Source organism: Propionivibrio sp. (assembly GCF_049316945.1).
In the GTDB taxonomy this organism is placed as follows: domain Bacteria; phylum Pseudomonadota; class Gammaproteobacteria; order Burkholderiales; family Rhodocyclaceae; genus Propionivibrio.
Window position 1 is genome coordinate 1 of record NZ_JBMOJE010000143.1, and the last position, 11,252, is coordinate 11,252.

Sequence of the window (11,252 nt, forward strand, 5' to 3'; positions counted from 1 at the left end):
AATAGGCACTTCCACCTTGGCGAATGTCAGGCATTACCAACTCGGCGCTCTCATACTGGGGGTCGAGCCGGAGCGCTTGCTGCAGTTGCCGCTCTCCAGCCTGTTTGAAGACCAGGTGCTGGTATCGCTCGTCGAGCATCTGCGCCTTCCCGAGCCCTCCGTCCTGCTCGGCCTGAACTCGCGTAGTTGCCCGCGTCGGCTCGATGCCACCGTGCACGCCCAGGGCCGGATCGGCATCATCGAACTGGAAGCGGCGGGACCCAGCGCCGCGTTATCCGGCGATCCGCTCGCCCGGATCAAATCCATGCTGGCCGTCTTGCAAGCGGCCGAGGGTTTCGAGGCCTGTTACCGTAGCGTCGCGGCCCAGGTGCGCGCAGCCACCGGCTACGACCGGGTGATGGTCTATCGTTTCCTGCATGACGGCAGCGGCAAGATAGTGGCCGAGGACAAGGCGGACGAACTCGCCAGCTTTCTCGATCTGCACTATCCGGCCTCCGACATTCCCACGCAGGCGCGGGAGCTTTATCGGCGCAATTGGCTGCGCCTGATCCCTGACGTCAATTACACGCCCGTACCGCTTCAGTCCTGCCCGACCGAGCGTATCGGCCAGCCGCTGGACATGAGTCATTGCACTCTGCGCAGCGTCTCGCCAATCCACGTTGAATACCTCCAGAACATGGGGGTGAGCGCCACCATGACGCTGTCCATTGTCACGGGCAATACCTTGTGGGGGCTGATCGCCTGCCACAACAACAGCCCGCTCCATATTGCTTCCGACCTGCGCGTCGCCTGCGAACTTTTTGCCCGGATTTTCTCGCTCTATCTGGAAGTCAGGATTGAAACCGACGTGGCCCAGCGGCGACTGGCGCCCCGACGCGTTTACGCGGCGCTTGCCAACCGCCTGCCCCAAGCCATGGATTTTGCTGTTGAGCTGGTGTCCGGGACGGTGACCATCCTCGACCTCATCCCGGCCGGCGGTGCTGCCGTATGTCTGGACGGCAAGCTGCACACCCTGGGCCAGACGCCGCCGCCGGAAGTCATCGGCGAACTGGTGGCCTGGCTGAACGGCTTGGGCCAGCCGGTGGTCGATACCTTCCAGCTCGGCGCGATCTTTCCGCCGTCGATTCCCTTTGCCTCGATGGCCAGTGGCCTGCTGGCCATCGCCTTGTCACGCCAGCCCGCCGACTACGTGATGTGGTTCCGGCCCGAAGTGGTCCGCACCGTCACCTGGGCGGGCGATCCGCATAAGCCGCTCAAGCTCGGCGCACACGGCGAGCGGCTGACGCCACGCAAGTCGTTCGAAGCGTGGCAGGAGGAAGTGCGGCTGCAATCCTCGCCCTGGGATGCGGTGGATCTCGAGGCGGCCCTCGCCTTCCGCGTCTGGTTGCTGGAAAACGTTTTGCAGCAGATGGACCTGGCTCGGCAAGAACGCGAGGCGGCGTTCGAACAACAGAACCTGCTGATGGCCGAACTGGACCATCGGGTAAAAAATACCCTGGCCAATATCCAGGCGCTGGTGCGGCAGACCAAGTCGGGGGCTGAATCGCTGGATGACTTTGCCCTGTCGCTGGAACAGCGCATCCGCGCCATGGCCCACGCCCACGACCTGATGGGCGCGAGTCGCTGGAAGGGTGCCTCGGTGCGCAAGCTGGTGGAGGAAGAACTGGCCCCGTACCGGGCAGGGAAGAACGGGAACCTCCGCATTTCCGGCGATGACCTGTTGTTGTCGCCCAAGGCAGCGATGCCGTTCACCCTGGTCGTGCATGAACTGACCACCAATGCCGCCAAGTACGGCGCCCTGTCCACACCCAGTGGCAGCATCGACATCGGCTGGTGCCAGGCGGCAGGCGACGGTGAACTGGTGGTGACCTGGAAGGAGCGCAACGGCCCGCCGGTCGCGCCACCCATACGGCGCGGATTCGGTTCGGTGGTCATCGAACGCAGCCTGCGCCACGAAGTTAACGGAACATGCATTTTGAAATTCGACACGGAAGGCGTGAGCTGCGTGATCACCATTCCGGCCGAGCACCTCTTGCTCGATGACAGGAAGGCCGAACATGTCTGAACGTCGGGCCCTGGTGGTCGAAGATTCACTCCTGATTCTGGTGGCACTGGAAATGATCCTCGAAATGCATGGCGTCGAGATCGTCGGCACGGCCTCGACGGTGGCAGAAGCACTGGCCCTGGCCGAAACCGGGGCCGCCGACATCGCCATCCTCGATATCAATCTTCACAACCAAATGGTCTACCCGGTGGCCGACCTGCTGATCGAGCGCGGCGTCCCCATCGTTTTTACCACCGGCTATGCGCCGGAAGAGATACTGCCAGCGCGCTACGCGGACATTCCGGCCATCCGGAAACCCTACGATCATGATGCACTGATGACCTTGGTGGAGCAGGCGTTTGCCCTCGCCAAGGCGCACAAGGCGAAAGCCACGTAGCGGTGCGATGGCCGGTCAGCGCCGGCCATATTGTGTTCTGGCTGGAGGCCTGGTTGTCAGTCATGATGATCAAGAGATTCGTCATTCCGGGCTTGACCCGGAATCCAGTGGAGCACCTCTGGATTCCGGGTCAAGCCCGGAATGACGGGAGGTATTCACAGACTCCTCGGTGACTGACTACCCGCCAGTTCGATTGGTATTGCCTGAGCCATGACGCGCTCAGTGCGCTTCGTCCCAGTTGGCGCCGACACCGACTTCGACGACTAGCGGCACGCGTAATTTCGCTACCTGCGTCATGTGTGGCGGTAGTTCGATGCGCACTCTCGCTAGCTCGTCGTCCGGCACTTCGAGCACCAGTTCGTCGTGCACCTGCATGACCAGGCGGGATTTCAGATGCTCGGCGACGATCCAGCCCTGCACGGCGATCATCGCCAGCTTGATGAGGTCGGCGGCGGTGCCCTGCATCGGCGCGTTAATTGCCGCACGCTCGGCGCCCTGACGGCGCCCGGCCTGGCTGGCGCGGATTTCCGGCAGCCACAGGCGGCGGCCGAAAACGGTTTCGACGCAGCCGTTCATCTTGGCCGCGTTGCGCGTGCTTTCCATGTAGCGGGCGACGCCGGGATAGCGCGCGAAATAGCGCTCGATGTAGGCTTGCGCCGCGCTACGTTCGATGTCGAGCTGGCGGGCCAGGCCGAAGGCGCTCATGCCGTAGATCAGGCCGAAGTTGATGACCTTGGCGACGCGCCGCTGGTCGGGGCCGACTTCGATCGGCGTGACGCCGAAGATCTCGGCAGCGGTGGCCCGGTGCACGTCCTCGCCCTGCGCGAAGGCTTCGAGCAGGCGCGCGTCTTCCGAGAGGTGCGCCATGATGCGCAGCTCGATTTGCGAGTAGTCGGCGGAAACGATGTGCCCGCCCGGCGGGGCGATGAAGGCGGCACGAATGCGCCGGCCCTCGGCGGTACGCACCGGGATGTTCTGCAGATTCGGTTCGCTGGAAGCCAGCCGGCCGGTCACCGCCACGGCTTGCGCGTAGCTGGTGTGCACGCGGCCGGTCTGCGCGTTGACCATTTTCGGCAGCTTGTCGGTGTAGGTGCCCTTGAGTTTGGCAAGCTGGCGCGATTCGAGCAGCAGCTTGGGTAGCGGATAGTCGAGCGCCAGTTCGGAAAGCACTTCCTCGTCGGTCGAGGGCGTTCCCGAGGGCGTTTTTTTCTTTACCGGTAGGCCGAGTTTGACGAAAAGGATTTCGGCGAGCTGTTTCGGCGAATTGACGTTGAACGGCTGTCCCGCGGCCTCGTGGGCGAGTGTTTCGAGTTCCATCAGGCGCTTGCCGAGTTCGTTGCTCTGAACCGCAAGCAGGTCGCAGTCGATCAGCACGCCGGTGCGCTCCATGCGGAAAAGAATGTCCCGTGCCGGGATTTCGATTTCGCTGTAGATGTGCAGCAAGCCTTGATCTGCGGCAATCTGCGGAAACAGTTTTTCGTGCAGGCGCAGGCACAGGTCGGCGTCTTCGGCGGCATATTCGGCGGCCTGCTCGACGGCCACCTGGTCGAAACAGATCTGGTTCACGCCCTTGCCGCACAGCGCTTCGAAAGGAATCGTTTCGAGGCCAAGATGGCGCAGCGCAAGTTGGCCGAGGTCGTGACCGCGCACGCCGTCCTTGCCCGATTCGAGTACGTAGGATTGCAGCAGCGTGTCGTGCGCGACGCCGGCCAGCGCGATGCCGTGGTTGGCGAAAACATGCTGGTCGTATTTGAGGTTCTGGCCGATCTTGGCCTGTTGCGCCGATTCCAGCCACGGCTTCAGCCGCTCCAGCACTTCCTCGCGCGGCAGTTGGGCGGGGGCGCCGGCGTAATGGTGAGCAAGCGGCAGATAAGCGGCCTCGCCCGGCGCCACGGCCAGCGAGATGCCGACGATGCGCGCCGTAAACGGTTCGAGGCTGGTGGTTTCGGTGTCGAGCGCGGTAAGTGGCGTGGATTCGATCTTGGCCAGCCACTTGTCGAAAGCAGGCCAGTCGAGGATGTTTTCGTAGTGCAGGCGGTGATTGCCGTTGTTTTCCCTCACCCCCGGCCCCTCTCCCGGGGGGAGAGGGGAGGCTGCGGTATCGGCTGGCACTTCTGAAGGTAAAGCTTGCACTTCCTTGAGCCACGATTTCATTTCGTAGCGCGTGAACAGTTCAGCCAGTCGCTCATGTTCGATGCTGCGCGGCGCCAGATCGGCCAGATTCAATGGCAGTTCGAGATCGCAACGCACGGTGACCAGCTTTCGTCCGAGCGGCAGGAAGTCGAGGGCGAGGCGCAGGTTCTCGCCAACCGCGCCGCCGATGTCGGCCGCAGCCGCGATGACGCCGTCGAGCGAGCCATACTGGGCCAGCCATTTGACGGCGGTTTTCGGGCCGACCTTGGCGACGCCCGGCACGTTATCGACGACATCGCCGACCAGCGTCAGGTAGTCGACGATGCGCTCGGGCGGGACGCCGAACTTGGCCAGCACGCCGGCTTCGTCAAGCACTTCGTTGCTCATGGTATTGACCAGCTTGATGCGCGGATCGACCAGTTGCGCGAGGTCCTTGTCACCGGTCGAAATCACCACCTTGATGCCTTGCGCGGCAGCCTGCCGGGCCAGGGTGCCGATCACGTCGTCAGCCTCGACGCCGTCGACCATCAGGATCGGCCAGCCGTAGGCGGCGACGCCGAGGTGAATCGGTTCGATCTGGCGCACCAGGTCTTCCGGCATCGACGGGCGGTTGGCCTTGTACTGCGCATACCAGTCGTCGCGGAAGGTCTTGCCCTTGGCATCGAAGACGCAGGCCTTGTAAGCCACGTTCGTTGTCTTGTGGTCGTTATCCAGCCGGCGTAGCATGTTCAGCACGCCATAGATCGCGCCCGTCGGTTCGCCGAGCGTATTGCGCAGATCCGGCATGGCGTGAAAAGCGCGGTAGAGATACGACGATCCGTCGACCAGCAGCAAAGTAGGCATAATTGATTCGAGAAAATGAAATGAGCGAAAAAGGGAAAATACCGCATCTGGCAGACCAGAGTGCCTCCAAGGTGAGCAACTCGCAGGAGGCCTGGCGGGTGTTCGGCATTATGTCAGAGTTCGTCGAGGCGACGCAGCGCCTGTCGGCCATCCGTCCGGCGGTTTCGATCTTCGGTAGCGCACGGACGCCGCCCGACTCGCCTTATTACAAGCTGACCGAGGCCATCGCCCGCCAGCTTTCTGACGCCGGTTTCTCGGTCATCTCCGGTGGCGGCCCCGGCATCATGGAAGCGGCCAACAAGGGCGCTTTTCACGGCAAGTCGCCGAGTGTCGGCCTCAACATCCAGTTGCCGCACGAGCAGTCATCCAATGAATACCAGGATATATCGCAATCCTTCCGCCACTTTTTTGCGCGCAAGTACATGTTCGTGCGCTTTGCCAATGCCTATGTGGTGATGCCCGGCGGCTTCGGCACGCTCGACGAACTGCTCGAAGCCTTGACCCTGATCCAGACCGGCAAGAGCCGCCGTATTCCGATCATTCTGGTGTACGAGCCCTTCTGGCGCGGGCTGGTCGACTGGTTCCGCACCACCCTGGTCAGCGAGAAGGTCATTTCGCCCGAGGACATCAATCTGATCCAGGTAATCGACAAACCAGAAGATGTGGTCGAGGCCATCTTCAGGCACTACGAGACACGCGGTTTTGATCCGCTCCCGTTCGAGCGCGAGTTGATGCTCAATCTGTAATACAATCAACGCCTGCCAATCGCCACCCGGAAATATTTTTCATGCGCCGCCTCCCTACCCTCATCGCTTTGCTTGCTTTCGTTGCCGTCCCGGTTTTTGCCCAGAGCCCCGCCAATCCGCCGCCCGTGCCGGATGTAAAGCCACCGGTCATGGTGCCGCTGGACGACTCCATCGAACCGCAGGTGACGATCAAGCGTCGCGACGGCAATACCTTTGAGGAACACCGCATCAATGGCAGGCTTTTCAAGATAAGAGTTACGCCGGAAAACGGTATTCCTTACACGCTGGTGGATCAAAGCGGCGACGGCTCCTTTACCACCATCCCGGATGCTCCGGGCACTCCCGCTCTGAGCGTTCCCATGTGGGTGATTGGCACCTTCTGACCACAGCGCTAGCCCTCACCGCGCTGCCGTGCACTTTCTCCCGCGGGAGGACTGGGGTAAGGGCAGCAGCGTGCCGGGTCACCTGCCATTCTTGACCCTTTACCCCCCCATTTCAACCGATTCAAGTGAGCGATATCATGGAACCCTTCCCGATTCCGGCTCCGGCCTTCAACGGTAACAGTCGCGTCGTCGCGGCAGGCAATGCCTTCGAGTGGCTCAAGCAAGGCTGGGCGCTGTTTGTCGTCAATCCCGGGCTGTGGATCGCCATGACCATCGTGTTGCTGGTGGTCGTTCTCGGGCTGAATATCGTTCCGCTGGTCGGCACGCTGGCCGCTCAACTGCTCACCCCGCTGCTCGGCGCCGGCATGCTGCTGGCCTGCCAGAAAGTGTCGAACGGCGAAACGCTGGAGATCGCCGATCTGTTTGCCGGTTTCAAGCAGAACACCGGCAATCTGGTCATGCTCGGCGTGCTCTACATGGCCGCCATGCTGGCTATCCTCCTGATCGTTTTCGTCCTCGGTGGCGGCAGCATGGCCGGAGGCCTGATGATGGGCCGTCCGGCCGGGATCGGGCTGGCCTTCGGCGGCCTGATGCTGGCCATGCTGATCTCGCTGGCGCTTTCGGTGCCGTTGGTCATGGCCATCTGGTTTGCGCCGGCGCTGGTCTTCTTCAACAACATGCCGCCGGTCGAGGCGCTCAAGGCCAGCTTCAATGCCTGCCTGAAGAATACGCTGCCGTTTCTGGTCTACGGCTTGATCATGCTGGTACTGATGTTCTTCGCCGCGCTGCCGGTCGGCCTTGGTTTCCTGGTGCTCATCCCGGTGATTTTCGGGTCGGTTTATGCCTCGTATCGGGATATCTTTGTTGCCAACTAAAATCTTTTTCCCGCGGAGATCGGGTGAAAATGCCGAAAATCCACCGCAGAGGCACAGAGGCGCAGAGGTTTCGCAGAGAAAACCGATGAAAACTAAAGGGTTCCTCTGCGCTTTCTCTGCGCCTCTGTGCCTCTGCGGTGAGGTTTCAGGTACTGCTTTACGGCCCATGCGCCCATGCAAGCCCTGACCCGTCCGGCCAATCGCGGCTGGCGCTGGCTGTTCGATGGCTTCCTTATTTTCCGCAAGAATCAGTTGATGCTTTCGCTCGCCGTGCTCGGCTACTGGATGCTGATGGCGCTGATCAATACCGTCCCGGTTATCGGTCAGATTGCCGCCACGGTGCTGATTCCGGTTTTTTCGGTCAGCCTGATGAATGCCTGTCGGACGATCGAGCAGGGCAGCCCGTTCCCGCCACAGATTCTGTTCTCGGGTTTTCACAATAACCTGCGCCCCCTGCTGGTGCTTGGTGCCATATACCTTGTCGCCAGCGTCAGCCTGCTCGGGATTACCGCATTGGTCGACGACGGCGTGCTGTTCCAACTCGTTGTGCTGGGCAACAAACCAGAAGAGCAGGCACTGTCCAGCAGCGAGTTTGTCCTCGCGGTGCAACTGGCACTGGTCTTGTTTTCCCCGCTCGTCATGGCTTACTGGTTCGCGCCAGTGCTGGTCGCCTGGCATGACCTTTCCGCCGGCAAGTCGCTGTTCTTCAGCTTCGTCGCCTGCGTGCGCAACTGGCGCGCTTTTCTTGTCTTCTGCGCGGCGATCATGGTTTTCGGTGCGCTGATACCGGGTTTGCTGGTTGGTTTGCTGAGTTCTTTCCTCGCCAATGGCGGCGAGATGTTCTCCGTTATGTTGACGCTCCTGACGGTGCTCATTTTCCTGCCGACCCTGTATGCCAGCTTCTACGTGAGCTATCGCGACGTTTTCGTGACCATTGACGAAGATGCCTGAAGCCGCACGGTGCAAGCCTCTGGGTGCGCCTTTGGGTACGCCTCTGGGTATTTTCGGTGGCACCTTCGACCCGGTTCACTTCGGTCACCTGCGTCTGGCCGAAGAGGCTGCCGAGAGTCTGGGCCTGGAACGTGTGCGCTGGATTCCTGCCGGCCAGCCAACGCATCGCCGCCTTGAAAACAAACCGCCGCGCGTCGCCGCAGCGCACCGCCTGGAGATGGTTCGCCTGGCCATCGCGGGCAATGCCCGCTTCGAACTCGATCCGGCCCAAACCGAGGCTGATGGCCCGAGCTACACCGTGCCGACGCTCGAACGCTTGCGTCTGTCTAGTGAATGCGGTGCGCAACAGCCACTGGTGTTGCTCGTTGGTGCCGATGCCTTTGCCGGCCTGCCGACTTGGCATCGCTGGGAGTCGCTGTTTGATCTGGCGCACATCGCCGTGGCTCACCGACCGGGTTTTCCGATTGAAACCGGCAGCCTGCCGCCGGCACTCGCCGCCATCTACCAGCAGCGGCACTGTGACTCGCCTTCGGCGCTGGAAGGGGCGCCGGGCGGGCGTATTGTTACCTTTGCCATGACCCAGCTCGATATTTCGGCGACTCAGATTCGCCGCTTGCTGGCCAATCAGGGCAGCCCGCGCTATTTGCTGCCCGACGCGGTTATCGCTTATATTGAAAATCAACACCTTTACCCGGAGAAATGACCACCCAATGAACGTAAAACAGTTAGAAAAACTCGTTGTAAGCGCCCTTGAAGACATCAAGGGCCGCGATATCGAAGTTATCAATACCACCAAACTCACCTCCCTTTTTGATTCGATCGTCATCGCCACCGGCGAATCCAACCGTCAGGTCAGATCGCTGGCGCGCAATGTCGAGGACAAGGTGCGCGAAGCCGGCGGTCACGTCATTTCCACCGAGGGCGAAGACAGCGGCGAGTGGGTGCTGGTCGACCTTGGCGACATCGTGGTCCATGTCATGCAGCCGGCCATTCGCAGCTATTACAATCTTGAAGAACTGTGGAGCGGCAAAGGTCCAGAACGTGTGCGCAAGGCAGCCGCCACCACGGCATGAGACTCGGCATTCTCGCCGTCGGCCACAAGCTTCCCGACTGGGTCGCCAAAGGCTGCGCCGAGTACGTCAAGCGCATGCCGCGCGAATTACCGCTTTCGGTTGTCGAGATCAAACCCGAGCCGCGCGGCTCGAAATCCCGCGAACAACTTCTGTCCGCCGAGAAGGTCCGCTTGCAGGCGGCCTTGCAGGGCTTCAACCGGATAGTCGTCCTTGACGAGCGAGGCGTTGATCTGACTACCCTGAAGCTGGCCCAGCGCCTCGAAGACTGGATGCGCGAAGGCGGCGATACGGCCTTCATCATTGGCAGTGCCGATGGCGTTGACGACGAGTTGAAGCAGCAAGCCAACGAAACGATCCGCCTTTCCAGCCTGACCTTGCCGCACGCCATGGCCCGATTGATCCTCTGCGAACAGTTGTACCGCGCCGTCAGCGTGGTCAAGAACCATCCTTATCACCGGGAGGGCTGATGCCAATCAACCTGCAGCATCCGCGCCTCTATCTGGCTTCACGCAGTCCGCGCCGGCGCGAGTTGCTGACGCAGATCGGTATTCAGTTCGACACCATCGTCTTTCGCAGTCCGCCGCGCGAGGACAAGGAACTCGACGAGACGCCGCATGTCGGCGAAGCTCCCGCCGTCTATGTCGAACGCGTTGCACGCGCCAAGGCCGAGCTTGGCTGGCGTATCGTCGGCTGGCGAAAGCTGGTGCCGCAACCGGTGCTGGCGGCCGACACCACGCTCGAATTCGAAGGCGAGATCATCGGCAAGCCGATCGACGCCGATGATGCGAAACGTATACTGTCTCGCCTTTCAGGCAACACGCACCGCGTTCTCACCGCCGTTGCCGTTGCCTTTGAAGGACGTATCGAAGCGCTGTTGTCGGTCAGCGAAGTGCGTTTCGGCGTAATTGGCGAGTCCGAAATCCGCCGCTATGTCGCCAGCGGCGAACCCCTGGACAAGGCCGGTGCGTACGGTATTCAGGGCCACGCCGGCCTGTTTGTCGAGCAACTGGCCGGCAGTTATACCGGCGTGATGGGATTGCCGCTGTTCGAGACCGGCGCCTTGCTCAGGCGCTTTGAATATCCGCTGTAAATCTGGCGGGGACCACGGACATTGCGTGCGCAGAAGTCGGGATTGAAAACATTTTCCAGGGCCGTTGCATGAGCGTAATAGCCTTGGTGGGCTCAAGGTCAGTCTATGGTGAAGCCTGGAACCATCAATCGGCGGGCTTGGTTTTCTTGAGTGCTTTGGCCATGCGGTCGTAGAGCACGACATTGACGGTTGCGGCGAGATTCATGCAGCCGACGGTGGGGATGAACACCACATCGGTGCACCAGGCGCGAATCGTTTTGTCGAGCGTCCCATCTTCCGGGCCGAAAATGTAGAACGCCCGCTCGGGGTGGGTGTATTCGGGCAGCGCTTTGGCGCCCTTGACCAGTTCGACGGCGACTGGCGTGCAGCCAAGCGGGATCACCTGCTGCAAGTCTTCGATGCCGATCAACGGTATTTTCTGGTGAACCTTCTTGGTGTCGGTGACGAACTCTTTCGCGCGGTCGTAGCGAACGCCGGTATAGAAAACGCTGTTCACGCCATAACAGCCGGCCGCCCGCAGCACCGAGCCGACGTTTTCCGGCGACTTGGGATTGAAGAGTCCGATACAGCAGAAACCTTTGCTCATAGTGGCTGGGCTTTGGTGGCGAGTTGCGATTGTACGGGTTTATCCGCTTTCCCTCCCTGCTCCGCTCAACGCGAGTATCAGAGAACCTGATCTCTACCAAACAGTTCCCTGCCTTTTTTTTCCAATAATTT

12 protein-coding genes are annotated in these 11,252 nt (G+C 61.2%); 10 read left to right on the forward strand and 2 right to left on the reverse strand.

What is annotated here, in order from left to right; all coding sequences use genetic code 11:
* Positions 1-2,065: HWE histidine kinase domain-containing protein (locus ACOYNV_RS22410; protein ID WP_422902030.1), on the forward strand; the 2,065-nt coding region annotated here is incomplete at its 5' end.
* The gene (locus ACOYNV_RS22415) at positions 2,058-2,441 is read left to right on the forward strand and encodes a response regulator (protein WP_422902031.1); all 384 of its coding nucleotides are present in this window, start codon (positions 2,058-2,060) and stop codon (positions 2,439-2,441) included. The genes ACOYNV_RS22410 and ACOYNV_RS22415, both read left to right, overlap by 8 nt.
* 219 nt (positions 2,442-2,660) lie before the next feature.
* On the opposite strand, the gene polA is transcribed toward ACOYNV_RS22415, so the two are convergent.
* Positions 2,661-5,417, reverse strand: a complete 2,757-nt coding sequence (gene polA / locus ACOYNV_RS22420; protein WP_422902032.1) for a DNA polymerase I — start codon at positions 5,415-5,417, stop codon at positions 2,661-2,663.
* Positions 5,418-5,437: 20 nt separating this feature from the next.
* Between polA and ACOYNV_RS22425 the strand changes: the two genes are divergently transcribed.
* From ACOYNV_RS22425 to ACOYNV_RS22460, 8 genes are all read left to right on the forward strand, one after another.
* The gene (locus tag ACOYNV_RS22425) at positions 5,438-6,163 is read left to right on the forward strand and encodes a TIGR00730 family Rossman fold protein (RefSeq protein WP_422902033.1); all 726 of its coding nucleotides are present in this window, start codon (positions 5,438-5,440) and stop codon (positions 6,161-6,163) included.
* 41 nt (positions 6,164-6,204) lie between these two features.
* Positions 6,205-6,546: a DUF2782 domain-containing protein gene (locus tag ACOYNV_RS22430; RefSeq protein ID WP_422902034.1), complete on the forward strand. Its 342-nt coding sequence runs from the start codon at positions 6,205-6,207 to the stop codon at positions 6,544-6,546.
* A 137-nt stretch (positions 6,547-6,683) separates the two neighbouring features.
* Entirely contained in the window at positions 6,684-7,421 is a 738-nt protein-coding gene (locus ACOYNV_RS22435) for a BPSS1780 family membrane protein (protein ID WP_422902035.1), read from the forward strand.
* Between the two features lie 174 nt (positions 7,422-7,595).
* A complete protein-coding gene (locus ACOYNV_RS22440) occupies positions 7,596-8,372 on the forward strand; it encodes a BPSS1780 family membrane protein (RefSeq protein ID WP_422902036.1) in 777 nt (258 codons plus the stop codon).
* 31 nt (positions 8,373-8,403) lie between these two features.
* Positions 8,404-9,075 carry a nicotinate-nucleotide adenylyltransferase gene (gene nadD / locus ACOYNV_RS22445; protein WP_422902037.1) on the forward strand — a complete coding sequence of 224 codons (672 nt, stop codon included), beginning with the start codon at positions 8,404-8,406 and terminating at the stop codon, positions 9,073-9,075.
* 7 nt (positions 9,076-9,082) lie between these two features.
* Complete coding sequence (gene rsfS / locus ACOYNV_RS22450) at positions 9,083-9,445, forward strand: ribosome silencing factor (protein ID WP_422902038.1); 363 nt, start codon at positions 9,083-9,085, stop codon at positions 9,443-9,445.
* On the forward strand, positions 9,442-9,912 hold the full coding sequence (gene rlmH, locus ACOYNV_RS22455; protein WP_422902039.1) for a 23S rRNA (pseudouridine(1915)-N(3))-methyltransferase RlmH: 471 nt from the start codon (positions 9,442-9,444) through the stop codon (positions 9,910-9,912). The genes rsfS and rlmH overlap by 4 nt, the downstream gene beginning before the upstream one ends.
* Positions 9,912-10,535, forward strand: coding sequence for a Maf family protein (locus tag ACOYNV_RS22460; RefSeq protein ID WP_422902040.1), 624 nt, complete (start codon positions 9,912-9,914; stop codon positions 10,533-10,535). The genes rlmH and ACOYNV_RS22460 overlap by 1 nt, the downstream gene beginning before the upstream one ends.
* Before the next feature lie 124 nt (positions 10,536-10,659).
* On the opposite strand, the gene ACOYNV_RS22465 is transcribed toward ACOYNV_RS22460, so the two are convergent.
* Positions 10,660-11,121 (reverse strand): RNA methyltransferase, encoded by a 462-nt coding sequence (locus ACOYNV_RS22465; RefSeq protein ID WP_422902041.1) that lies wholly within the window; start codon positions 11,119-11,121, stop codon positions 10,660-10,662.
* Positions 11,122-11,252: the final 131 nt, after the last annotated feature.

Excerpts from the sequence above, each read along its gene's own strand:
- rlmH (WP_422902039.1), top strand. The coding sequence starts at position 9,442 with ATGAGACTCGGCATTCTCGCCGTCGGCCACAAGCTTCCCGACTGGGTC.
- ACOYNV_RS22465 (WP_422902041.1), bottom strand. The coding sequence starts at position 11,121 with ATGAGCAAAGGTTTCTGCTGTATCGGACTCTTCAATCCCAAGTCGCCG.
- ACOYNV_RS22460 (WP_422902040.1), top strand. The coding sequence starts at position 9,912 with ATGCCAATCAACCTGCAGCATCCGCGCCTCTATCTGGCTTCACGCAGT.
- ACOYNV_RS22425 (WP_422902033.1), top strand. The coding sequence starts at position 5,438 with ATGAGCGAAAAAGGGAAAATACCGCATCTGGCAGACCAGAGTGCCTCC.
- ACOYNV_RS22430 (WP_422902034.1), top strand. The coding sequence starts at position 6,205 with ATGCGCCGCCTCCCTACCCTCATCGCTTTGCTTGCTTTCGTTGCCGTC.
- rsfS (WP_422902038.1), top strand. The coding sequence starts at position 9,083 with ATGAACGTAAAACAGTTAGAAAAACTCGTTGTAAGCGCCCTTGAAGAC.
- ACOYNV_RS22435 (WP_422902035.1), top strand. The coding sequence starts at position 6,684 with ATGGAACCCTTCCCGATTCCGGCTCCGGCCTTCAACGGTAACAGTCGC.
- ACOYNV_RS22440 (WP_422902036.1), top strand. The coding sequence starts at position 7,596 with ATGCAAGCCCTGACCCGTCCGGCCAATCGCGGCTGGCGCTGGCTGTTC.
- ACOYNV_RS22415 (WP_422902031.1), top strand. The coding sequence starts at position 2,058 with ATGTCTGAACGTCGGGCCCTGGTGGTCGAAGATTCACTCCTGATTCTG.
- polA (WP_422902032.1), bottom strand. The coding sequence starts at position 5,417 with ATGCCTACTTTGCTGCTGGTCGACGGATCGTCGTATCTCTACCGCGCT.